The organism is Metabacillus rhizolycopersici, assembly GCF_020075705.1.
In genome coordinates this window covers 1-25,903 of sequence record NZ_JAIQUM010000043.1, presented here as the reverse complement: position 1 = coordinate 25,903, position 25,903 = coordinate 1, and the positions used below count along the sequence as shown (strand labels likewise).

Sequence of the window (25,903 nt, the reverse complement as noted above, 5' to 3'; positions counted from 1 at the left end):
TAAATAACCTCCTCAGACTTTAAACTTTCTATTTAATGAAGGAGTTGTTGAACGTTGAACATAATTAAAATTGCCATTATTGGTGTGGGGCAGATCGGCAAACGACATTTCCAGGCTCTTAAGTTAATAGATCACCCCGTTAAAATATTTTTGGTTGATTCTAATAAAGATTCCATACTTCAAGTAAAAACAGAGTACCAGAAGATAAACGAACCTTCTCAGATTCAAAGTGTTGACTATTATCAAAACCTATCTTCCCTCCCTTATGAAATTGATGTTGTAATTGTAGCTACTCCAGCTAATGTGAGAAAAAAAATTATAGAAGATATAGTAAATAATAATAAAATACGGTATCTAATTCTAGAAAAAGTTGTATTTCAAAATCCAAATCATTTTTCAGAAATTAATGTACTTCTCAAAGAAAATAATGTAAAAGCATGGGTAAACTGTCCCTTAAGAATGGTACCTTTCTTCCAAATGTTAAAAAAGAAAATTAATGATTCTTCAAATATAGTATCGCCTATTGATTATCGTGTAAATGGTTCCCAATTGAACCTAGGTTCTAATGCTATACATCATCTTGATCTTGTTTCTTATTTGACAAATGATACTAGTTTTTCTTTAGACTCAAGTTTACTTGATCAATATCCAACAAATAGCAAACGCCATGGTTTTTTGGAGTTTACTGGTACTTTACAAGGAAAAAGTAAGTTAGGAAGTACAATTACCATTACCTCATATCCAGAAAAAAATGTCCCTCATCTTATTCAGATTAACAACATCCATATGCGTTGCATTTTGAAACTAAATGAGAGGAAAGCATGGATTTCAGAGGACTCTTTAGGATGGGAATGGAAAGAGATCGAATTTAATATTCCTTATCAAAGTCAACTTACCCATATTGCAGTGCAACAAATCGTAGATGGTGGAAGTTGCGACCTCCCCAATTTCTCACAATCATGGGCATTACATGTGCCTTTACTTCAAACATTAACTGCACACTTAGAAAAACATGGATCTGGGAGGGTTGAGTTTTGTCCCATAACATGAATGAAAAAATTTTACTCGTTGGAGCAGGTAGAATGGCAATCGAATACGCCAAAGTACTTAAATCTCTTAATAAACCATTTATCTGTGTGGGGCGTAGCTTTTCCTCTGCAAAGAAATTCATGGAGCTGATGAATATCCCTGCAGAAACAGGTGGGTTAAAAAAGTATCTAAAAGAAAATACTTCCCTCCCGTCGTCAGCTATCGTTACAGTAAATATAGAACAATTATGCCCAGTCACTCTTACTTTATTAGAACATGGTGTCAAAAGGATTTTAATAGAAAAGCCTGGTGGCATCGATTCTAATGAAATAGGAAAAATCGTTAGAAAGTCTGAAAAAGTGAATGCTGAAGTTTATGTTGCTTATAACAGACGGTTCTATTCCTCTACGTTTAAAGCAGAAAAAATTATTAAAAATGAAGGAGGAATGCAGTCATTCCACTTTGACTTTACAGAATTAAGCCACCTTATCTCTAAATCAAATATTAATTCAGTAGTTAAAAAGAATTGGTTACTTGCAAATTCAACACATGTCATTGACACAGCCTTTTATTTTGGGGGTGAACCAAAGTATCTTACTTGCCATACTTCAGGTTCTCTAGATTGGCATCCTACTTCCTCTATATTTACTGGTTCAGGAATTACAAAAGAAAATATTCTCTTTTCTTACCATGCAAATTGGAATTCTCCAGGAAGGTGGGGCTTAGAGCTAATGACAGAAGAATCCAGATTAATCCTACGTCCGATGGAAGAATTGTATATTCAACGTAAAGATTCTTTTGAAATCGAAAAAGTACCAATTAGTGATGATTTGGATTATAAATTTAAACCTGGGTTGTTTCTCTTAGTTAAATCGTTTTTCAATTCAAATAATGATAAAAGACTTGTAACAATCGACGAGCAGTATAGAAAAACGACCTCTTGGTATGACCTTATAGCCAAAGGGATGAGAGAATAATTGAGTTTTTTATCTAATGAAGATTGATTGAACGATGTAAATTGGAAGGAGAATATAACAATATGTATGGAGAAGGAAAGTTAAGTAATAATTATGCCCTTCGATACAGTCTAACAAAAGAATTTTTCGAGACATTTTCATCACTAAAATACCTTAATATTGAATTGCCCTTGGTTATTATTAGGTATTTTCATATCTTTATTCGTGAACATGTAAATAAAAATCTTAATAATGAACAATACGTATCAAAAATGAAAAAAAAGCACTCATTATTTAGTATGAAAGATGCTCAACAGGCATTAGCTCGTAATCCAGGGTTAGAACGGGATTTATCTGTAGTCCCCCATCGAAAAATGATTCTAATGCCAGCAAGATTTGCACCATTTGCAATTAAACAACTTTCACTACAAAAGGTAATGTTAATGGTCGTGACTGATGCTGACCTTATGGCTCTAGAGAATTTGACCATACCAAAACAAATGCAAATTTTTGATTATCGACAAGAATTGAAAAAGGAAAAAATCCCTGATCAAGCTTTTAATGAGATCAAAAGTGAAGCAGAAAAAATCCTTACCAATAATCAAATCAATAGCATTTTTAAAAGTCTACAATTCAAAAATTGGTTAATTAACCATCTTAGAATAGCCATTCGAATCACTAGTCTTCTAGAAAAAGTAATACGTAAATATCCAATTAAAGTAATTGTTGACCATGTAGAAATTGTAAACCCTGGAACCACACTTTCTCTACTAGCTAAAAAGTTCAATCTACCATTCTTTAATATTCCACAAGTTTTTATTAGTGATAGATCTTTTATCCCCACCAGAGCTTCACATCACTGTGTATGGGGAGAAAATTATAAAAATTGGCTACAAGAAAGAGGTATACCTTCATCAAAAATATATGAAACTGGTAATATTAATTTTGAGTTTAAGAAATACTATAACCCAATGCCAAAAGATAAATTCCTTAATGTTCATTCTATCCCATTGCAACATAAAATTATTACGTTTACTACCCAACCATTCGATGAAAGCACCAATTTAACTATTGTCAGTTGGATTAAAAATGCACTAGCACCAACCGATCCGATATCTCTTATTATACGACCTCATCCAACTGACAAAATTGATTATAAAAAACTATTTGTTAACCAAAAAAACATTATGGTTTCTTCATCCGAAGAAACTAACTTATATGACATTCTTTTTAATTCTGATATTGTTATGACTATTTCTTCTAATACAGGTATTGAAGCTGCTTTGTTAGGAAAAGGTGTGTTTGTATTACAACCTCCAATTCCCTATAATTATGAAATTCAAAATAATAATTTTAATTCTCATTATGTAAAAGCCGGAGCAGGTCCTGTTATTAATAATCAAGATGATCTTTCGAATACACTTTTCAAATTAATTAATGAACCTGATTATGTTAATAATATTTTATCGCAAGCCCAAAAATTCTTAAAAAGTACCATCAATACGCCGGGAAGACCATCTGTCTTAATTTATAGAATTATTATGAGTGAGTTATAAAAAGGTATCCTTAATGTAACTCTTTTAAAAAGCTTACCATTTTTTAGTTACATTATAGAATGTTCAAAATTCTACTATTTTATTTTTTTAATGGAAGGAGATATTAGCAAAATGTATGGTGAAGATATTTTAAATAATCATTATACTCTTCGATACAGTCTTACTAAAGAATTTTTCGAGACATTCTCATCCCTAAAATACTTTAATATAGAATTACCTTTAGTTATTATTAGGTATTTCCATGCCTATATTCAAGAACATGTAAATGAAAATATCAATAATGAACAATACGTGACAAGTATGAAAAAAAAGCACTCATTAATAACGATGAAGGATGCACAGCACACATTATCTCGTAATCCAAGATTAGAACAAAATCTTTCAGCTGACCCTATTCGTAAAATGATTCTTATGCCTGGAATAATGGCACCATTTGCACTTAAACAACTCGCTCGACATGAGGTAATGTTTATGGTAACGAATGATAATGATCTTAGAACTCTAGAGAATGTGGAGTTACCAAAACAAATGCAGATTTTTCAATATCGACAAAACTTTATAAATGAAAAGGTTTCTGCAATAGCTTTTAAAGATATCGAAAGTACAGCTATAAAGATTCTTAACAATATTAAAATCCATCCCCTATTCAAAAGTCAAGAATTCACAACCTGGTTATTTAAACACCTTAGGATTGCCATTCGCATCATCAATGTTCTAAAAACACTTATAAATAATTATCCGATTAAAGTAATTGTTGACCATGTAGAAATTGTAAACCCTGGGACAACACTTTCTCTCCTAGCTAAACAGTACAACCTGCCATTTTTCAATATCCCACGAGTATTGATTTCTGATAGATCATTAATCCCTACAAGAGCTTCACATCACTGTGCATGGGGAGAAAATTATAAAATTTGGCTACAAAAAAGAGGGATTCCCGCTTCTAAAATATATGAAACTGGAAATATTAATTTTGAGTATAAGAAATACTTTAGTCCTATGCCAAAATTGGATTTCCTTAAAAGTCTTTCGATTCCTTCCCATCACAAAATAATAACATTTACTACACAGCCATTTATCGAAAGTACAAATTTGACAATTATCGATTGGATTAAAGAAGCAATAGGTCCAAACGATCCACTTACTCTTATTATACGTCCTCATCCACACGACAAATATGATTACAATAGTTTATTTGTTAATCAAAAAAACATTATAGTTTCTCAGATTGAATATAATTTATATGATATTCTTCATAATACTGATATCGTCATGACTGTCTCTTCATCAACTAGTATTGAAGCTGCTTTATTAGGAAAAGGGATAATTGTTTTACAACCTCCAATTCCCTATCATTATGAAATTCAAAATAACAATTTTCACTCACACCTTGTAAGAGCTGGAGCTGGTCCTGTTATTTATGATCAAAATGGCCTTTCGGCTACACTTTCAAAATTATCCAAAGATCCAGAGTTTATTAATATTGTCTTATCACAAACACAAAAATTCCTAAAGAATACCATTAATTCGCCGGGGAGACCATCTGTATTAACCCGTAGGACCATAGTTAGTGCTTTAATGGAGGTGAGTAAATGAACGAAGTAGTTGGAATTATCCCTGCACGAGGTGGGTCAAAAAGATTACCTAAGAAGAATATTACAAAATTAAATGGTTTACCTATGATTGAATATACTATTATGGCTGCAAAAAAATGCCCTCTTGTGAACAGAGTTTTAGTATCTACTGAAAATGAAGAAATAGCTACTATCTCAAAGAAGGCAGGAGCAGAAGTACCTTTTATTAGACCTTCCGAATTAGCACAAGACCACTCAAATGTAATTGATACCTGCTTACATTTATTAAAGGAATTAAAAAATAAAGAGGGATATGAACCGGATGTTATTGTATTATTACAGCCTACCTCCCCTTTACGTACGGAAAGGCATATTGATGAAGCACTTCGATTACTACAACAAAAAGATGCAGACTCTGTATTGAGTGTTTGTCCAATGGAATTCACTTTGAATTCTATGTTAGAATTTACTCATGAAGAAACAATGACTCCTTTTTTTTCAGAACTGGATTTGAAACACTTCGAAACTAATAAACATGTTTTTCGATTAAATGGCGCCATTTATGCAGTAAAAACATCTTATCTAAAGAAAAACAAATCTTTCTATAGTGAAAAGACTTATCCTTATTTGATGTCACCAAATGAGTCAATTGATATTGACACTGAATTTGATTTTCAAATCGCCTCATTTCTAATGGGAAAAGAGAAAAAATGAGAAGAGGCCTTACTATTATGATCGGAATAATTGGAGCAGGAGGACACGCAAAGGTAGTTAAAGATATTTTAGAAGAGGTCTATTCACTTCATGATTTCACATTTTTTTCTACTTCTCCCATTCATACTTCTTTTGATAAATACAATTTATATCCAGATTCTCTTACTAATATCTTGAAATGGAGCCAAACAATCGCCACATGGCATGTTGCAATTGGGAATCCCAAAATTCGGAAAGAAAAAGTTGAATTGCTCCAATTACACAATTTATCACTCGCCACTGCTATACATCCTAGTAGTGTCATATCTAAAAACTCAACTATTGGAAAGGCAACCTCCATTATGGCAGGTTCCGTTATTAACTCGGATGCACAAATTGGAGAAAATTGTATAATAAACACCTCATCAAGCATTGATCACGACTGCAGGATTGAGAATCATGTTAATATCGGACCAGGAAGCCATTTAGCAGGCAATGTGACAGTAGGTGAATTGAGCGACTTAGGAGCTGGAACAATCGTTATCCCTAATATAAAAATAGGTAAACGTTGTACAATTGGAGCAGGAGCGGTTGTAATAACAGACATTCCTGATGACAGTGTTGCTGTAGGAGTTCCAGCAAAAATTATTTCTTCAAAAGGTTAATGAGCAAAACTTTCTCACTTTGCCTCTATACAAGCATATAGATCCTTGTATAGAGGTTTTATTATTCACTATATCAATTTTCCTTTCAAGTTATACTATTCTGCCGCTAGCTTCCTTTATCCTTCTTTTCCATTAAGTATTTAGCATACCCTACTGGTGTGAAATAAGTTTCTTTCCACTCATTGTATAAACCTGCTTCTTTAAAAGAATAACGTTGATCCCTGGCATTACATTCTATTAACATTGGAAAATCTTCTTTAGTAAGACCAACATCAAGTCCAACATCTGCTAAGGTAGGAAGTTCTGTACTAAGTTGATCTGCAATTAATAAAGAAAATTTCTCAATATCTTTTTTTACCTTATTCTCATCGATACTTCTATCATTGTTAAGTATTGTTTCTAAAAGATAACATTTCCCCCCTGATGCAACGTTTGTTACAAACATCCCCTTTTTAGCAACTTTAGCTACCATTCCTGAAATTTGCCACTCCCCATATCTATTTTTCTGAACTGAAACTCTTATGTCAAAAGGATTTCCCTGGTAAGTCGCAAGGGAAATTCTTTGTTGAATAATGTTGGCTGAATTAGAAATGAAGGTTTCTAATTCTTTGGGCCATTTTCTTTTAACTGAAAACAATTGTTCCTTCCCCATACTCATCAACAACCACATATCATTATTTTTTTGAGTAAGTTTTATGATTCCTTTTCCAAGAGTGCCATTATTAGGCTTTATTAAAATCTCTTTATGTCTTTTTAACATATGATAAAAATTATTTGTGTTTGCTGGATGCGTTTCAGGTAAATGTTGACTTATTTTTTTATTTTTAATAAGGAAATTATGAATATCTATCTTCTGATAACGAGTACATTCATTAAAAATAATGACTCCCTCTCTTTGGAGTAACTCTATTTTATTTTGATCTTTCTTTTGAAAACCTAATCCACGATTATGAATAACAGTTGGTTTAGTCAATTTCTTGAGTGAATACTCTCCATTTTCCATCTTTACTAATGCCTTTATATTCTTATCTCTAACTTCAATATCACTAATTCTGAAAAAACAAGGAGTTAATCCATATTCATTACAAGCATCTTCATAGAAAGATAAGCACTCGTGAGTAGGAATTTGCTTCCTAGTTTTATTATATAAATAAGAAGTTATTAAAATCCCTAAATAGTTACTCATGATTTCCCTCCCTCTAAAAATAGATTCAATCTAACCTCAAAAATCTATGGTCATCCACAACAGTACAGGATTTTGTTCCTATTTGTAGAAATAATCCGATTGGGCATATCTCCTATTTTATTCAAAATCAATTCCTTTTATATTTGATTTTGAATAATCTACAATATAGAACTCTTAATTGTTTACTCAGAAAAAATATAGCGTTACTGAGGAGTATTATTTATGAATAAGCCAAAAATAAATAATAAATTTCACAAAAATCAACTATTGATGGAAGATCCACAATTAGCAAAATTTATACCTGAATCAAAAATACTTACTAAAAAAAATCTTATTGATTTACTAAACAAGTACAAAAATGTGGTTATTAAACCAACGCGCGGTTCACTTGGTAAAGGAATTATAATGGTTACAGAAATAGGAATGGAGGAATACGAACTACTTATATTAAATAAAAAGAAACATATAAATGGGCAAAATACACTATATATCTATTTAAAAAATCAAGAAAACGATTTTATACCCAATATTGTCCAATACTATATTCCATTGGCTAAGGTCTTTGGGAGACCAATAGATCTTAGATACATTATTCAAAGAAAGGATCGTGATTGGACTATAACTGGAAAGTATGCGAAAGTTGCTAAAGAGGGATATGCTGTAACGAATTTTGAACATGGATCGAGCATCTTAACAGTTGAGGAAGCTTTAAAAAATTCTACTATTAAAAACCTCAACATGAACAAACTCCTAGTAAAATTAGAATCTATTACATTATCCATATCAAAATGTCTAACTCGTTATTTCACTAATCATATGATATGGGGGTGCGATCTTGGAATCGATGAGAAAGGAGAAATTTGGATTATAGAAGTAAACGCCGCTCCTCAAACGAAAGGATTTCTTGAATTAGAGTCCCTAATGCCAATGTATAAAACAATTGAAAGCTTTAAGATTAATAAAAAGAAATTTCGATAAATAATGTAAAAAGGTCACTCAAAGAGCTTATAAAATCGAGTGACCTTCATTTTTATTATAGTTGACAAAATCGAAACTATTTTAAAATAACTTTGAGGAATAAAATCACGATCAAGAATACTTAAATGGATTAAACACAGTCGCGCGAGCTGGTTTTATATCTTTTGGATAATATTGATTTGTGGAATCTTGGTTAGATACAAAACGACTCTTAGCTGATTCCTTTAATTTACGATTACTTCCTTTTTGATGATCTGATCCTTCTTGAGGATATACTCGTTGAATGGTATCTCGAAAACTGCCTTGCTGAAAAATCTGTTTTTGATTCGCAAATTCTATATTTCTCATTTTCTTACCTTTACTTTTTGAGTTTAACGATTCTGTTACTGGCGCTATTTCTGTTGCCATAGGAACCGTTTGTGCTTCCTTGATTCTCCGTTCCAAAGCTTTCATTTCATTGCGATAAGATTTTATTTCTTCTTTATATGCATTTATTTCTTCTTTGTATGCTTTTAGTTCATTTTCTAACTGATAAATCTTTTCTGTATTAATCTCATCTTTTTCATATATGCTTTGTAATTTTTCATAGACATCTGTTATTTGATTACTGCTCTCTTTTCCTTTTTCCTCAAATTGATTGAGAAAATTGTTTATTTTATCAAATGCACCCTCATATTCATGTATTTTAAGCTGTAATTCTTGAATATTACTTTCTACCTTTTTTATATCCTCAATGTATTGATGGGTAATTTCTTGTGCAATTTCCTTATCGGATCGCCACATTCTGAATACCATTTGCCAAATTCACTCCTTAATCAACCTTAATATTTTAGTTTTCTTTACATACACCAAAAGAAAATTTATGATATAAATACACCTAATTACTTTTTAACATAATTGATTCACTTAACATCCGATCTAAGGACAGCATAAAAATAAATCACTAGGTTTATTCCCTAATGTAAAATATGATTTATTAGCCAAAAAGTGATGAATGTTTAAGATTTAATTTAAAAATCGCTTATTACATACTTCATAACAAGTACACAATTGTCTATTTTCGGTAAAAACGGTAAGGGGAGAATCCATAATGGAAGAAAGAACAGAAAAAAAATGTAAAGATTCACTGGTTTTTAAAACAGCACGAGTATTTCCTTTAGATACGAATAACCACAATACATTATTTGGTGGCAAATTAATGAGCTATATTGATGATGTTGCATCAATCTCAGCAGCAAAACATTCACGTGGCGAGGTCGTAACAGCATCCATTGATTCTGTAGACTTTTTAATACCCATTCGTCAAAGTGATTCAGTAAACTTGAGCTCTTATGTTTCCTATGTAGGACGTTCTTCTATGGAGGTATTTGTAAAGGTTATTGCTGAGGATTTAAAAACTGGAGAACGAAAGCTTGCCGCTACTTCTTTTTTAACCTTTGTCGCTTTAGATGATCAAGGGAAACCTATGCTCGTCCCAAAAGTCATACCAGAATCGCAAGAAGAAATTTCGCTGTACAATACAGCACAACAACGCATTATTCAGCGTAAAGAACGCAGAGAACATAGTCAGTCATTTGCAACAGTTGTTACATTGTAATTTTTTAAAAAGCACAGTAATGGAAGTTACGGATTTACTACAAATGAATAAGCTAATCATAAAAAGCCCATTCTCATAAAAATGAAATTGGGTTTTTTATGATCAAGATCCCCATGATCGAATAAGCAAGAACTCTGCTATTCCCCGTCTTAGCTTCGCATTATTAGCAAATCAATCATTTTAAAGATAACCTATACGTGCGCGCTCGCAAGGTGAAAAGATAAAAATGAGTAAGGCTATTTGACTTTTTGCAATTTGTTACCTAATCGATGCATACTGTTCCTTCTGCCCCCGCTCATTAATCCCTAATTCGAAGGGTTCCGGATTGCTACATCTAATTTTCTTACACGATTGGAATTACCATTGTGAATTTATCCCAAACCTTAATTTAATTCATTTTTCAATATCTTCTGTAATCGATGAATACTCTTCTTCTAACCCCGGTCATTAATCCCTAATTCGAAGGGTCTTAGTTTTCTTCATCATTTTTTCTTAATATCAGTTTTTTATTATTCTTACACGACTAGATTCATCAGTGCAATTTTTTTATTATTATAAAATAATCCATTTTTAGAAGAAATTATCTAGGCCACAATTTTATCAAACAAAATGTGATACCCATTTATGAAAGTTAACTTTCTTTATTTGTTCTAGAAGGTGAAAGAGCAATTCTTGATTTCCATAGAACACAATGAAATCGAAAAGCAAATCCTTCTCTTTCCGCTTCTTAAAATATAGTATGTGTTTTATATACAATTGAATAGACATTTACCTATATAATTTAAAATTGTGTTTTCGTCTAAATTTATCATTGTTGAAAAATAGAAACGGATGATAAAAAACACCCAAATAATCGGGTGCCCTTTAAATGAGAATATATATGAATTGATTGAGAGTCTTTATTAATATTTTATTACGATTGTTTAAGTAATTATTTTACTTCCTCTGGAACAGATAAACCTAATCCCTCTGCAACACGAGTTCCATATTCCGGATCAGCTTTATAGAAGTGTCCGATTTGGCGAAGTTTAATTTCTTCTTTTGTAACAGGTTTCATTGCTCCAACAATATTTGCTACTAAATGCGCACGTTGTTCTTCCGTCATTAAGCGGTATAAATCACCTGCTTGTGTGTAGTGATCATGGTGATCATATGCAACACTTTCAGCTACACCTGTAACAGGATATGCAGCTTGTTTGTCTTCAGGTGATTCAGTTGGACCACCAAAGCTGTTTGGCTCATAATAGACTGACTTTCCACCGTTTCCATCAAATCGCATTTGGCCATCACGTTGATAATTTTTCACTTCATTTCTTGCACGGTTAATCGGAAGCGCTTGGTGATTCGCACCAACACGGTAACGATGTGCATCATGGTATGCAAATAAACGGCCTTGTAACATTTTATCTGGTGAGACATCAACACCAGGAACAAGTGTACCAGGTGAGAATGTTGCTTGTTCAACCTCTGCAAAGTAGTTTTCTGGATTTCTGTTTAATACCATTCGACCTACTTCGATTAATGGATAGTCTTTTTGTGACCATACTTTTGTTACGTCAAATGGATCGAAACGATACGTATCTGCATCTTCTAACGGCATGATTTGAACATATAATTTCCAAGCTGGGAAATCACCTTTTTCAATTGCATTAAATAAATCTTCCGTATGGTAATCTGGATTTTCACCTGCGATTTGGGCCGCTACATCTGGACTAAGATTTTTAATTCCTTGTTCCGTTTTGAAGTGATACTTGATCCATACTCCATCACCTTCAGCATTTGTCCATTTGAATGTATGGCTACCAAAGCCATGCATATGACGCAGCGTTGCTGGAATTCCACGATCAGACATTAAAATCGATACTTGGTGTAAAGATTCAGGTGATAATGACCAGAAATCCCAGACTGCAGTAGGATTTTTCAAGTGTGTTTGTGGATCTCTTTTTTGTGTATGAATAAAGTCAGGGAACTTAATCGCATCGCGAATAAAGAATACTGGTGTATTATTACCTACGATATCGTAATTACCTTCTTCTGTATAAAATTTAATTGAAAATCCCCGTGGGTCACGAACCGTATCAGCTGAGCCTAGTTCCCCTGCAACTGTTGAAAAACGAACGAATAAAGGGGTTCGTTTACCTACTTTTGAAAAAAGGGAGGCTTTTGTATAGTTTGAGACATCATTTGTTACCTCAAAGTAACCATGAGCACCTGCACCCTTTGCATGAACAACACGCTCTGGAACTCGTTCTCTATTAAAATGTGCTAGTTTTTCTAAAAGGTGGACATCTTGTATTAAAGTTGGGCCGCGCCCTCCTGCAGTGATTGAGTTTTGGTTGTCCCCTACTGGAGCTCCCCAACTTGTAGTGAGTTTGTTATTCGTCATTTAAGAATCACCTCATATTTTATTTGAATATAATACTATAATAACATCTATCAATTAAAAATCAATACTTTATTATAATTATTATAATATAATAGTTATTACCACTAATAAACGATTATTTATTACTAGTGGACAATTTAAAATACTATATATCCTATGAGAATGATGGCTATACTATTACTCTTTGAAAATCTTATCTAAATAAAAAGGCGGTTCTTTTACATTGTCCATAGAAATGAAGGGGTTCAATCAACTGAAGTGAAAACTTCTAAATTTTATCTTTTAAAATCCCGCTAGAGTTTTAGCATATTCTAATGGTGTGAGCATAATTTGCTGATACATCCTATTGGGCATATTTTTTTCTCTTAGCTCTGATCCATAACCGCCTTGAAATTCAAGCATCCAAATCGTTAATTTTTTATCAACGCTCATGTCGAAAGCAAGGTCGCCTAAATGATTCCCTGACATTTCCATAAGTTCTGCAATCCGTTTACATATCATGATCATCTCAGTTTGCAATTTTTGAATCCGATTATTATTTAATCCATAATACTTCGCAAATACATTGTGACTTGGAACGAAATCAATTCTATGCTTGAAGTTTGTGATGATACTTCCCTTTTTCCCGATCCTCGCCATGATTCCCGGTGATTCCCACTCTTTGTTTCGATTTTTTTGTAAATATACGCGAAAATCAATCAAATGATCATTATGTCGGAATCCAACAGCTTCTTGAATCAGATATTTTTCATTTATCTCTGTTTTTACATATTTTAATACATCATCACCATCTTCGACTGTAACCGAATATCCGCTAGTATTTTTAATCATATAATGACGTTCTTTTTTCTCTATCGTGACAATCCCACGTCCTTGATATGATTTATTCGGTTTTAAGTATACGAGATTGAACCTATTTATCATTTCTAATAAGCCTTCTCCACTATTTAATTTTTCAGTATATGGGAGATGCTTTGATAATGTTGAATGTGTTGATATAACCTTCCACTGATACCATTTTGATAAATGTTTATGGTAAAAGACATTTTCTCCAATTTCATTTATAAAAAAACGGTACATCTTTGGACTCATTGAGATTTTGCCAACGATTACAGCACCAGGTAAAGGAAAGACTCCCGCTTCCCAATTCTGTCTTTTAGAGTTGTAAAAAAATCCGTTAATCACTTTCTTTACACAATCTACATCTTCTTCTGCAAATATGAAGACAAGTCCTTTAATATCCAAATAATTCTTCAATCTAGATTTCAGATAAATTCGTAACTTTTCAGGAATATTTCTCCTTTTTCTACAGCCCATGATTCCGATTACAGGGCCGATTAATAATGTATCATCTTTCTTGAACATACATTCATATGGATTCATTGTTGGAATATTAATATCAGATAACATATTTTCTGGTAATAAGATAGTATCTTTTTTCAATGTTGGATCTATTTTGATTGAACAATTTTCTTTTTTATCTCCAAAACGAACGTACATCGATTGTTGATTGTTAAACCGAAACGTTTGATACAAATTTTTACTGACAACTATTCTATTTGTCTTATCATCATTTATCCTTAGCAGTTGAACATTCAATTTTATTCCCCCTTTATTTCCACTATTAATACCTACTTGTATGCAAAGAAACGAAAATGATTTCAATGAATAATTAGACAGACCATAAAATTTTCCATTTTGTTTCTCATTAATCTGCGCGAAAATCGCTATTTACAGGTTTTATAGATACATATCCCATACCAATATATGTATATGGAATAAACTAAAATTAAGCGAGACTTACCTTAGTCGTTACAGGTAATTATCCCCACCTCTATTCATTTTTTCTCTTGAAACGTAAGGTAGGTGTCTTACTGCCCATTAAGATTGGGTTCACTAATAATGAAGTGCAAAGGAGAAGAAGCTGTTGTCGTATGAAGGTGTAGGAGTTCTAGTGCCGAGTGCTGTCTATAAACAAATCCCACAATTAAGCGGTAACTTAAAATCTATGTTTCTGCTCTTTGAACAAGCTGCAGAAAAAAACAAACTGATTCCTTGTTATATTAAATTATCTAAACTTCGTCCTAGTAAAAGGAGCGTAGTTGCATATGTAAAAACGACTAATGGCTATCAATTAATGAGAGTTCCTCGTCCATCTATCATATATTCTAGAATCATCGACATCAGCCAAGCAGTTAGAAAGCGAATCCGTTCATTAAGTCAAGAAGGGGTCACACTTTTTAACATTCCTAATTATGACGTTGAAAAATATAAAATTCATCAATTATTACTGAAGGATGAGATTATAAGCAAACATTTACCGCAAACGGAAGTACTAACTAAACAAAATCTTCGAAAAATGATGACCGAATATGACAGCCTAATTTTAAAGCAAAATTACGGAGAACGTGGGATAGGTGCAATGAAGCTTGAACAAAGAAATGATTTTTGGACACTTACGTATAAAACGCCAAAAATGATTAATTTTAAAAGGCTTCATTTCTCAAATATTTTACCTAATATCCTCGAGGACCACATTGAAAATGGTCATTACATTATTCAAGAACGAATAAAATTAGCAACCTATAACGGAGCTCCCTTTGATATGCGTGTTGCTGTTCAAAAAGATGGTGAAGGTAAATTTAAGGTAACCGGGATTATGTGTAAAGTTGCAAAGAAGAATCATTTTTTAACGAATGGATCAGAAGGTGGGCAAACCTATCGATTAGATGATATTCACTCACAAGCAATCCCAAAAATTCCATTACATGTACTTCAGAAAACCATTTCGATCTTCACTATAAGAGTAGCCCACCATTTAGAACAATACTTTCCGCATCTCGCAGATTTGGGTTTTGATATTTGTTTGACAAAAGAGGGTACTCCATACTTTATCGAATGCAATTTTATTTCAGATTATGTAGGTGGTTTGTTTCAACATCAAAAGTTGATTCATGATGAATGGTCAAAGGTCTTTACCACTCCATTCGATTATGCACGATATTTAATGAATCAGAAGAAGACTAGAAAAGAAGAATGAGGCTGGTCAAAATTAGTTCCAGCCCTTTTTTACAGTAATGGTGAATAAAGCGAGCTTTCAATCTATTTTATAAATACGGGATAAAACTTATTTTTGCCCCTTTATTTTCAGCATTAAGTCTCTGTATGATTTCCTCATTGACGTTTTCACAAGAATAATTGTGTTTTTTGTTGCAAGTTGCTTTAATAGCTTAACGAGCTGAGCATCACTTACAATTGGAAAGATATTGCTTGAATTCATCCCCAATTCTTTTGCTTTCACAGTAATTTCATTTGCTTGGTCTCCAATTGTCATTAAATAATCGATCTTATGCTTCCAAACGATTTCACCGACTTTTTGATGTTCAATAATTGAGTATTGACCTAGTTCTTCGATATCACCAAGGATTGCAATGGATTTTTTACCTTTTGACAATTCAGCCAATACCTCTATTGCTGCTTGAATGGATGTCGGATTTGTATTCCATGTATCATCAATAATTGTGCTACCATTTATCCCAGTATGGAGCTGTAAATGTCTTTTTACAGGTTGAAAAGTCTCTAAACGCTTTATGGAGGTATTAATGCTTATCCCAAGTAAGTTAGCAGCAGCTATTGCAAAAATCGCATTATAAACATTGTGTTTACCAAATCCAGGAACAAATCCAAAATAAACTTGACCACGGTAACGAAGTACAAATCTCATCCCATTTTCATGATAACGGACGTTGACGAATTGAAAGTCTGAGTGTTCAGCCTCTCCTATATAAATGAATGTCCCTTTAAATTTACGTTTATTTAATTTCTTTGTATTTTCATCATCAGCATTTAAGATTATTGTTCCTTTTTTATTTACAGCGAGAAGCATACTTTCTTTTTCCTTTAGATAGGCATCGTGATCAGTAAATCCTTGTAAATGATCGGTTCCAATTGTCGTGATAATCCCAATTGTTGGTTTAAAGTATCTTGCTGTTTGACGAATATGGCCAGTCGAACTAACACCCATCTCAATTACCGCAGCATCTGTTCGATCGTTTATTTGTAGTAAGTATTTAATATTATTTGATAAACCATTCTGACTTAAAACTGTTTTGACAATGTTCATTTTAAATGACAAGATATGTGCAATCATTTCTTTTGTTGTTGTTTTCCCACAGGTTCCAGTGACTCCTATTACTGGTAAGTTAAACTGCTGGCGATAATAGGTAATAAACCTCCGATAGGCTAGCCATACCTTCTTTACATAGACGATTGTGTACGTTGTCGGAAATTGATCGATCGCTTTTTTATTACTAGTCACAATCACACAAGATTTTAAGTTCAAAGGAATCTTCATGTTTTTTCGATAAAACACGAGTGTATTATTGGTGAATTTATCCTGTTTCTTATGATATACATGATCAACAATGAAATCTTCTTTCCCTCTTAGCAATGCCCCGTTTAAAACAGGCATTAGTTTCATTAGCGATGAGTTTTTCATTTTTCACACACTCTCACATTTTTTACTATCAGTCTATTATCTATTTCTATAATTGTTTCGACAATTACACAGTTTTAGCGTTTTTTTCTATCTGACCAAGCACTTTTCCCCCTTTACCATATAATAATTGTAAGTGATTGGAGGGTATGTATGTTTAGCATCATTCAAGATAAGGGTAGTACTAATCATGTAAAATTACATCCAAAAAATAAAAGTTTGATGAAGGAATCCAAAAATATCAATGTTGTATATGGCATCCGTACAGCTAATGTAACCGTTTCTTTCTCAGATTCTATTAATGAACATCAATTATTAATATCAGATAATATCTTAAAATTATTATTCATACCGACAACATCATCATATGATATTCGGTTTCATGGTGGTGACATGATAATCGGTCCATTTATTGGAATACTAGCCTCTGTGACCAATACACAATTACTAGAATTAGTCCCATCTCTCAATAGCTATGTAAAATATTATGACAAAATTGGGGGAACACTTATTGCTTTTTCATTAGATGGAATCGATCAAAAAAAACAAACAATAAAGGGGCTTATCTACCTCCCACGGAAAAAAAACTGGGAAATTGGCTCCTTTCCTTTCCCTAGTTCAGTTTTTTCAATTGTAGAAACCAGCCTAAGCGAAAACTGGATTACCTTTCAACAGAATATGAAGCAATTTCATGAAATTCTCGGAAAAAGAATCTTTAATTTTCCTAATTTTGATAAATGGACAATGTTTCAAATGTTGGAAAAAAGCATGCATGAAAATTTACCTAATACGCAACTGTATATCAAGCCGTTAGATGTTAAACAGATGCTAAAACGACATCAATCAATCTATATAAAACCGATTAACGGGAGATTAGGTAAATATGTATGCAAATTATCTCTTACCTCTGATCGGATATCCGTTCATTTTGGTCGAAGAAGAAAAAGAATCAAAACGTTCAAAACCTGGAGAAAACTTAGCAAATTCCTTACGTATAAGCTACAAAGTGGACAATACCTTATTCAACAATCAATTGATTTATTTACTTATGACCATCGGATTATTGATTTTCGCATGATGATGGTTAAAAATGAAATAGGAAAATGGGAGAATATTGGTATTATTGCTAGGTATGGGCCTTCTAATAGTATTGTTAGTAACATAACTGCAGGGGGAAAGGCTGAACTTGGGGTTAAAACGTTACAATCCGTTTTTCATTTATCTTCACGTGAAATCAAAAGCCTGTTTGTAAATATGAATGCTATGGCCTTAAGAGCCCTCTCTATTGTCGAAGCCAATGGTTATCATTGTGGAAACATTGGTTTCGATGTCGGAATAGATAAGTCAGGGAAAATTTGGATTATTGAAATGAACAATCAAAATCCCGATCATTACATTGCTGTAAAAGCAAATAAGAAGGAACTTTTATATCAAGCAAAATTAAAAAACATCTTATATGCTAAAAAACTTGCGATGGAAAAGACTAAAGATAAGTCCTAAAATAGCGTAAGCCACATCTAATGTACACGATTTCCATCATTTTCCCCACTGGCAGCAAAAACTTGATGGGCAGTTTCCCCCACCTATCCCCTTTGTTTCTCTTGCATCTTTAGGTAGGGTTTACTGCCGTCAAGAATGGGATTAAACCTAATAATTCCAGCAATGATTATGTGGCTAACAGCTGTAAGCCTTTTATTTGTCATTGTTTACTAGAAAAACAGCGTATGGGATTAATTTTTTAGCGACTTCGAATTCCCTATGCTTCGAACCTGGACGCCAGTTGACTTCATAAATCCATAGTTTGTCGTTTTCATCGATTCCGATATCGATTCCTAATTCATCAAAATCATTTTCGTAAAGACTTTCAAAGTGTTTTGTGAAAGATAAGGAAAAATACTCCAAATATCTTTGCATATTAACATACTGATTTCCGAATTCTTCTTTTAAAAAAGGGATCAATTCTCCTCGATAGCCACCACTACTTACATTACTGACCAATTTGTTATTACCACTAATTCGCGGATAAATTAGGGTATTCTCCCATTCACCAAGTCTATTTTTTTGCACATGCAACCGTAAATCATATGGTAAACCAGCCTTTGTTTTACACTCAATATACGGTTGTACCAAATAACTACTACTTGCTATTAAATCTTCGATGTAGGAAATAAAATCTTCCATTGAAAGAGTAATAACATCACGACCATTCATTACACGAAAGCGATCATTAGGTAGTTTCTCGACAAATACGATGCCCCTACCTCTACTACCTGATATCGGCTTAATGACAAGTCGCTTGTTTGTTTTGAAAAATGAAAGCACTTCATTACTATTCTTTAGTATTCTAGATGGAAGGACAAAATCTGAAAATAGTTTCCCGCTTACTATTTTTTTATAAACCTTCATCTTAGTACCTACTGGCGAACTTGTGAAGATACATTCCTCTTTTAATTTTTTCTTTATATATGATTGATTTCGATTTTTTGGAGAGCTGTTATTAATAATTACATCTGGAAAGTCTCTTTGCTCAAGTATCCAATTACCTTTTTCATGGACCCAGCCATAAATTTTTCCTTTTTCAACATCTACCGATCCATACGTAAAATAATAAAAATCAATATCTTCCATTTTTGCTACCGTTGCATAAGCAAATGCCTTTTTTACAATTGAAGGGTCTTTTCGAGAATACAGCATCCCAATGACTGGCTTACTTTCTCCTTTGAAGAATGGACGTAATACAAATTGGATTTCTTTTGCGGCATTGATTGCTATTTCCTTAGCATTTTCTTGAGTTGTTGAGGTTGCTAGGATATAGGCATATCGATCCCCCATCGACAAAGGTGGTGTTAAAATACTTCCTTTTTTCGGTTTAATAAATACCTCTTGAACGCCAGAGTGTCCTTTTGCTCTATTTTTGCCAGTGACTTTTTGTAAAATCCCACTCTTTTCAACCGTTACATAATGAGTATAAACATATTGACTGATGATTTTTTCTAACGAAGGTTCTAACCCTAAATTAAGTTTTATCGTCTCTCTAATCAAATTAATTCCTGTACCATGTAGAATGATTTGATTCATTGCTCCACCAGAAATTCGTGGATTTATCTCAATTAGCTTCCATATACCTTTTGATAACCGCAATTCCAAATGGCATGATCCATTTGTCAATCCTAACTTACTAACTATGTTGAAAACAACATCTTCCAAATCAGTATAGTAATTTGAACTTAATTGTGCTGGAAAATGGTATCCAGTTACGATAAATCGCTTTTTAGGGATAATTTCTTGTTCTAAAACCGCTACAATTGTTACCTTACTCTTGTATGCTAGCACTTCAACTAAGTATTGAGGACCTTCAATGTATTCTTCTATTAAAATAGGAAACTTTCCATTCTTTTTGTTTAAATAAGTTAATCCTTTCGTTAATTCACTACTATTTTTAGCTAAAAGCACATCCTTCGATCCGTTTGATTCTGGTAACTTTAATACTAACGGCAAATATTCCTTTATTCTTTTAGTAAATTGTTTAATTGAATTCCCTTGCTCAAAGATTGTAAAAAAAGGTGTACATGGTAACTCGTTTAATTCCTTGCGAAACCTTGTTTTATTTTCCATTTTATAGAGGGCGTCTTTTGACAAGCTAACGAGACCAAGCTCTTCTGATAAAGTTGCAGCCATTGAAACAAATGGATCAATTAAACTGAGACAAGCCTTCACTTGTTTCCCTTGAATCATTAGTTCTTGTATATGTTGTAAAAGACTTTCTTTATTTAGCAAATCCGCTTTATAAATCATCTGATGAACATCATAAAATTCTTCCCTTTGTTCCAAATACTTCGTGCGATCGGTAAATAATACGGTGAAATATCCCATCTCATTTGCAATTCTTAGTGCTTCCCTGCTTGTTCCAGATTTATAACAACCAATAAATACGATGGTTTGCATTTGTTCTCAGCTCCATAATTAGGAGTTTTTTTGAATCGTATAAGCGACCTAATCAGGCTCTAGATGTAAGACGCTAATGTGAACTTGTGCTCTCCCTGTCATTCATACATCTTTTGGCCTTGCTATTAAACTTCAAATCACTTGTTAAGCGTAATCAATACGACCTCTTTCTTAAGTAGTTCTACTATCATCCTCATTAAAACCGGCTAAATACCTAAGATAAAGCATCTTATTTACTTTTATGTTTGTATAGGTTTTTAAGTCTTTAAGATATAAAGGCAAATTATCATTTGGACTTCGATGATTCATTTCCATGATCCAAAAATCTCCGTTCGAATCTATTGCCATATCTATCGCAAAAAAGCCAAAGTTCCGATCTTCATTCTCAATTGCTTTTGACGCTTCACATGCAATTTTGAATAAGTCTTTTCGCCAATACATTAAACTTTTTTTATCTAATTGAAACAATTTTTGTAATGTTTCATTCCCTGGTCGAATTTTCCCACCACTTGAACGGTTACTTACAACGCTTTTGGGAGCACCATGTCGCGCAACCCAGCCAAGGCATACCCATTCGCCTTGTTCATTTTTTGAAACAAACAATCTAAAATCAATCACTCGTTCCTTTTCGAAGACTAAATTAAGTCGTTGCTGTAAAATATACTCATTTTCTACTAACGTTTCGAATAAGTAGCGGATCAAAGACGTTTCATTAAAAGTAAGAACATTATTTTGTTCCTTTTCCCGAAACCGTACAAAATAAGTATCACCTTTTTTAGAAAATTCTTTTATTCCTCTGCCCTTTAGTCCATTTAGTGGCTTTACAATAATGGAGGATTGACTTTTTAGCTCAGTCATAACATCTTTTGGTTCCTTATACAAAATCGTTTTTGGCAAATAGTCCTTTACTTGTTTATTATTCTGAAGCCATTGATACATATCCCATTTTGTAAAGTACACTGAATTAAAAATGGTAGGACCAATATGTTGCATCAAATGTTTTTTTAGAGCATCTGTTAATGGGATTTTCCGATAAATCGCGGCCGGATACGAATAGATTCCCTTAACCCACATACCCGATTTTGGATTATAGATAAAGCCAGATATTGTCTGATTCTTCATCTGAATTCCTTCTAATGAAAAAGCGATTAAAGCACCTCTAAATGAATTGTATTGTTGTCCATATACGGATAACTTTTGTAATTTTTTCTCAAGCTGTTCATCCGTATTGGTTGCCAATATTCCTAGAAAAGGACCGATGAGCAGGTCGGTACCACTTACCTTAAGATCGAATAAACTATTTATCGGTAGATGAATTTTTGTCATTGTATCTGAAGACAACAATACTGTTTGTGAATCCTTTTGATCTGCAAGCTCAATGGTCACTTCCACTTTTTTTATTCCGAAGCAAATATTCGTTCTTTGCCCTTGCTTCACATTTAATTCTTTTGCCTTTGCAGGATGGATTGTAAGTGTATTACGATTATTTTCATTCCGAACAACAGTCACTTTTTTTAACATAAGCCACTCATCCTTTTCCAGTTCTATCTTTAAGTTATTCAATTTTAAAAAATAGGTGTTTGTACTAATTGCCATCGAATGACAATGGCGTTTTTTAATAGTTCATGAACAAATACTAGAATGGAGCTTGTCGTATGAATGATAATTTAATTGGAATTTTTATTCCCCGTGACCATTATGAGTCTGTTAAAAAAGGGAGTGTCTCATCTTCTTATCAGCAATTTGAATTGGCAGCGAATACGTTAGGTTTATCGATTTGTTTTTTTACAGCAAATGGCTTTCTAGATTCCAAGGATGTTAAGATGTTAACAATGAATTTATCAAATGATTCTTATTCTGAGAGCACAGCCTGTCTTCCAAAAGTGATTTACAATCGAAGCAGCTTACGGAATAAGAAAACACGTGAAATACTTAACTATTTCATCGAAAATGGATCATATGTATTTAACGTCACTCCGATAAGTAATAGCAAATATTACGTAAATCAATTGCTAGAAAAAGAATCGCATATCGCTATGCATCTTCCACAAACGCTTTTTGGTTCTAAAAAAAATTTACGAAAGCTGATGGATCAATTTGATTGTCTATTTATCAAGCCCTGCTACAGCAGTGTAGGAAAAGGAATTTTATATTTAGAAAGACACAAAAAACTTGGATGGTTTATCTATGAAAAATCAGCGAATAACAAAGGTTGGGGAAAGTCAGAATTTACAAATCTAGAAAAAATAAGGATAGAGCGTCTTTTCCAGCATCGGCAATTTATTATTCAAGAAAAGATACCTTTGGCAACTTACAAAAATAGACCATTTGATTTACGAGTAATTATTCAGAAGAATTCGACGGGTCATTGGGCTATTACTGGAACAGCAGCTAAGTTAGCTCCGAAAAATCAACTCATTACAAACGTAGGAAGTGGAGGAGAATTTGGCGATTTGCGACAGTTTCTTTTAGCTAGCAATCTTTCGTACCCTGAAGTGGAACAAAAAGTTCATACTTTAGCCCTTGATGTTGCATCCGCCTTAGAAAAAACCTGGCCAAACATAGCAGATTTGGGTCTTGATATTGGAATAACAGAAGAAGGAAAACCTTATTTTATCGAGTGTAATCTAAGAGGAAAATATGGTTCATTTGAGAAACGAAAAGAGCTTTTCACACTATGGAAAAATATTCACCATACTCCCATTGCCTATGCAGGATATTTATTAGAAAAATACAATCAAAAAGTTATGAAATTAAACAAACAAGATAGTTAACTTGTTTGTTTTTTTACTTAAGTTGAAGATCGTTTCATTTATCCATGAGTCATACTAGGAGCTACATTGAAAAAATGGTAACAACAGCACAGCATCTTTGTAATATCCGTTTTTATCTTGTCCGAACTAAATAACATAAGTTTTAACAATTCAGGATATGTTGAGTAAGAAACAAATAACACCTAGCATGTATCATATAAATACTTTATACAAATTAGTTCACATAATCAGGTATTATCGTCACCATAAAAAGTATCTTCCAAATTAGAAGATACTTTCATGTTGCTTATTGAACAATCGCACCTGTTGGTTCAACAACATCAATTTACCTTTTTAAAATAAACCTTGATGCAGGACAATATACCTCCCCCGCTTCAAAATAGGCTAATTTCCCTGGTACACAAGACACTAATGAAGGAAATCCTTCACCGACTGCCACCTCTAAAGCCGAAGGTAGTGCCACATGTTTACCATCAATAGAACTAAAAATATTAATTAGTTGGATTTTCTTTAATGTGAAGGTATAGGAATAGATTCGTTATCCCTTTTGAGATTAAAGTGATTATGATGTATCCCATAAATATGTGAAAATAGTTGGTTCCTTTATTTAGTTGAAAAAGATGATGTGCAGCAGATAATGGTTTAACAATAAAAGAAATAAAAGCAATTAATAATAAAGAGTACAGGTAGAAATTTTTCTTTTTAATTATTGTCCATTGGTATAAGAAAATAAATAGTACTGGAACTAATGAGGTATCCATTCCAAAATGAATTGGGAATAAAGGAATTACTTTATATGGATATCCCAGATAATTAGCTCTTGTTGCGATTCCATCTAAATAGGCTGACCATATATGAATGTTAAAACCAAAAAAACCTAATAGAAATATTCTTTTGCGATCAATAAAAAAATAAAGAATGATTAATGGAATAATAATAATAAATGTATTTACCCAAAATTGCCATGTATCTAATGCTGAATAATCGAACCAATAATCATTCCAAAGATCGAAAACTTTTTCTTGAGCGTTCTTTATCTCTTCAAGTCGGTTACTTTGTTCTGATGGAATAGAAGACTTCATTTAATTCGCCTCTTTTTTTATGTTTTAAATTTGCGCTATTGTTAATTTGTGTAATTTTTAGTATTTTAACCCTCCGCCTTTTATTCGGAAGATTTTAATGAATACTGTATACAAATCTAGTTTACATAAAGTCTCTTATAGGCATGAAAAAAGGATCTTCGATTGAAGATCCTTTTATGTTGTTTATTGAAGTAAAGCACCAGTTAGTTCAGTAAAATAAATTTTTATATTAATCATTTCCTTTAAGAAAAGGATCAAATCCGTTTCGTTTACTAACCCAATTAGCAATTAAATAAATAACAAAATAAATTGGAAAAGAGTAAAAACTATTCCAATGAATTTCTTGGTAAAAATGAAGCCATTTAAATAAAGGCTCTCCTACAAATGAACCTAAAAAGGCAAAGAAAATGGCTTTGGTGAATGGTGAAATATTTTGTTTGCATTGAAGTAGTAACAACACCGTAACAGGTAAGATAGAAAAATCATAAGGAGCAAAAGATGGAATTATTGGAATAACTTTATAAATATAAAACCATAGTCCTAATATTACTCCTAAAAAATCAAGCCCACATGTAATCAAAACAACTATTAAACCTACATATAACAACCTATCTGAACTTTCTTTCGGTCTTACTTTTATCCATATTAACCAAGGTAAAAAGGTTAGTATTACACCTAACCACCATTCCCACCCTAAAAAGATATTCTCATACCATAAATGAAAGGATTTATCATTTTCTCTATCCACGATAAGATATTGCTTCTTTATAAGTTCTATAATTTTTTCCTCACTCAATACATCTCACCTAACTATTTAAATAAGATTATTCACATAGTATGTCCCAACTTATTAAACTATACTCCCTCTATAAAGAAAGGAATAACTCTGGATTCCTCGCTTATTCTTAAGATTTCATTATGATCTGTATTAGATAGCCATTAAAGCGATGGATGTAAGTTGAAAGTAAGGGTAATTTTGGTACTGTA

At 32.7% G+C, this 25,903-nt stretch carries 20 protein-coding genes; 11 read left to right on the top strand and 9 right to left on the bottom strand.

What is annotated here, in order from left to right:
• Positions 1–54 precede the first annotated feature (54 nt).
• From K9V48_RS17375 to K9V48_RS17350, 6 genes are all read left to right on the top strand, one after another.
• Entirely contained in the window at positions 55–1,050 is a 996-nt protein-coding gene (locus K9V48_RS17375) for a Gfo/Idh/MocA family oxidoreductase (protein WP_224140308.1), read from the top strand.
• The gene (locus tag K9V48_RS17370; protein ID WP_224140306.1) at positions 1,035–2,006 is read left to right on the top strand and encodes a Gfo/Idh/MocA family oxidoreductase; all 972 of its coding nucleotides are present in this window, start codon (positions 1,035–1,037) and stop codon (positions 2,004–2,006) included. Before K9V48_RS17375 ends, K9V48_RS17370 begins: the two co-directional genes overlap by 16 nt.
• Before the next feature lie 62 nt (positions 2,007–2,068).
• The gene (locus K9V48_RS17365) at positions 2,069–3,541 is read left to right on the top strand and encodes a glycosyltransferase family protein (RefSeq protein WP_224140305.1); all 1,473 of its coding nucleotides are present in this window, start codon (positions 2,069–2,071) and stop codon (positions 3,539–3,541) included.
• 111 nt (positions 3,542–3,652) lie between these two features.
• Positions 3,653–5,137, top strand: a complete 1,485-nt coding sequence (locus tag K9V48_RS17360) for a CDP-glycerol glycerophosphotransferase family protein (protein WP_224140304.1) — start codon at positions 3,653–3,655, stop codon at positions 5,135–5,137.
• A complete protein-coding gene (locus K9V48_RS17355) occupies positions 5,134–5,829 on the top strand; it encodes an acylneuraminate cytidylyltransferase family protein (RefSeq protein WP_224140303.1) in 696 nt (231 codons plus the stop codon). Before K9V48_RS17360 ends, K9V48_RS17355 begins: the two co-directional genes overlap by 4 nt.
• A gap of 17 nt (positions 5,830–5,846) precedes the next feature.
• Entirely contained in the window at positions 5,847–6,473 is a 627-nt protein-coding gene (locus K9V48_RS17350) for an acetyltransferase (RefSeq protein WP_224140301.1), read from the top strand.
• A gap of 106 nt (positions 6,474–6,579) precedes the next feature.
• On the opposite strand, the gene K9V48_RS17345 is transcribed toward K9V48_RS17350, so the two are convergent.
• The gene (locus K9V48_RS17345) at positions 6,580–7,659 is read right to left on the bottom strand and encodes a YheC/YheD family endospore coat-associated protein (RefSeq protein ID WP_224140300.1); all 1,080 of its coding nucleotides are present in this window, start codon (positions 7,657–7,659) and stop codon (positions 6,580–6,582) included.
• Between the two features lie 222 nt (positions 7,660–7,881).
• Here K9V48_RS17345 and K9V48_RS17340 point away from each other — a divergent pair, with 222 nt between their 5' ends.
• Positions 7,882–8,637, top strand: coding sequence for a YheC/YheD family protein (locus tag K9V48_RS17340; protein WP_224140298.1), 756 nt, complete (start codon positions 7,882–7,884; stop codon positions 8,635–8,637).
• Positions 8,638–8,748: 111 nt separating this feature from the next.
• Here the strand turns inward: K9V48_RS17340 and K9V48_RS17335 are convergent, their stop codons facing one another.
• Positions 8,749–9,432 carry a hypothetical protein gene (locus K9V48_RS17335; protein ID WP_224140297.1) on the bottom strand — a complete coding sequence of 228 codons (684 nt, stop codon included), beginning with the start codon at positions 9,430–9,432 and terminating at the stop codon, positions 8,749–8,751.
• A 295-nt stretch (positions 9,433–9,727) separates the two neighbouring features.
• Between K9V48_RS17335 and K9V48_RS17330 the strand changes: the two genes are divergently transcribed.
• Entirely contained in the window at positions 9,728–10,234 is a 507-nt protein-coding gene (locus tag K9V48_RS17330; RefSeq protein ID WP_224140296.1) for an acyl-CoA thioesterase, read from the top strand.
• A gap of 931 nt (positions 10,235–11,165) precedes the next feature.
• On the opposite strand, the gene katA is transcribed toward K9V48_RS17330, so the two are convergent.
• Positions 11,166–12,620, bottom strand: a complete 1,455-nt coding sequence (gene katA, locus K9V48_RS17325; protein ID WP_224140295.1) for a catalase KatA — start codon at positions 12,618–12,620, stop codon at positions 11,166–11,168.
• A 282-nt stretch (positions 12,621–12,902) separates the two neighbouring features.
• Positions 12,903–14,219, bottom strand: coding sequence for a YheC/YheD family protein (locus K9V48_RS17320; RefSeq protein WP_224140293.1), 1,317 nt, complete (start codon positions 14,217–14,219; stop codon positions 12,903–12,905).
• Between the two features lie 328 nt (positions 14,220–14,547).
• Between K9V48_RS17320 and K9V48_RS17315 the strand changes: the two genes are divergently transcribed.
• Positions 14,548–15,660 (top strand): YheC/YheD family protein, encoded by a 1,113-nt coding sequence (locus K9V48_RS17315; RefSeq protein ID WP_224140292.1) that lies wholly within the window; start codon positions 14,548–14,550, stop codon positions 15,658–15,660.
• 87 nt (positions 15,661–15,747) lie between these two features.
• Here the strand turns inward: K9V48_RS17315 and K9V48_RS17310 are convergent, their stop codons facing one another.
• The gene (locus K9V48_RS17310; protein ID WP_224140290.1) at positions 15,748–17,118 is read right to left on the bottom strand and encodes a Mur ligase family protein; all 1,371 of its coding nucleotides are present in this window, start codon (positions 17,116–17,118) and stop codon (positions 15,748–15,750) included.
• Between the two features lie 150 nt (positions 17,119–17,268).
• Here K9V48_RS17310 and K9V48_RS17305 point away from each other — a divergent pair, with 150 nt between their 5' ends.
• Positions 17,269–18,615, top strand: coding sequence for a YheC/YheD family endospore coat-associated protein (locus tag K9V48_RS17305; protein WP_224140289.1), 1,347 nt, complete (start codon positions 17,269–17,271; stop codon positions 18,613–18,615).
• A gap of 192 nt (positions 18,616–18,807) precedes the next feature.
• On the opposite strand, the gene K9V48_RS17300 is transcribed toward K9V48_RS17305, so the two are convergent.
• Positions 18,808–21,060 (bottom strand): YheC/YheD family protein, encoded by a 2,253-nt coding sequence (locus K9V48_RS17300; protein ID WP_224140288.1) that lies wholly within the window; start codon positions 21,058–21,060, stop codon positions 18,808–18,810.
• Positions 21,061–21,231: 171 nt separating this feature from the next.
• Positions 21,232–22,581 (bottom strand): YheC/YheD family endospore coat-associated protein, encoded by a 1,350-nt coding sequence (locus tag K9V48_RS17295; protein WP_224140287.1) that lies wholly within the window; start codon positions 22,579–22,581, stop codon positions 21,232–21,234.
• A gap of 134 nt (positions 22,582–22,715) precedes the next feature.
• On the opposite strand from K9V48_RS17295, the gene K9V48_RS17290 reads away from it, so the two are divergent.
• Positions 22,716–23,834, top strand: coding sequence for a YheC/YheD family protein (locus K9V48_RS17290; protein ID WP_224140286.1), 1,119 nt, complete (start codon positions 22,716–22,718; stop codon positions 23,832–23,834).
• Between the two features lie 491 nt (positions 23,835–24,325).
• On the opposite strand, the gene K9V48_RS17285 is transcribed toward K9V48_RS17290, so the two are convergent.
• Both K9V48_RS17285 and K9V48_RS17280 read right to left on the bottom strand, forming a co-directional pair.
• Positions 24,326–24,916 (bottom strand): CBO0543 family protein, encoded by a 591-nt coding sequence (locus K9V48_RS17285; RefSeq protein WP_224140285.1) that lies wholly within the window; start codon positions 24,914–24,916, stop codon positions 24,326–24,328.
• 229 nt (positions 24,917–25,145) lie between these two features.
• Positions 25,146–25,712 carry a CBO0543 family protein gene (locus tag K9V48_RS17280; RefSeq protein WP_224140284.1) on the bottom strand — a complete coding sequence of 189 codons (567 nt, stop codon included), beginning with the start codon at positions 25,710–25,712 and terminating at the stop codon, positions 25,146–25,148.
• Positions 25,713–25,903: the final 191 nt, after the last annotated feature.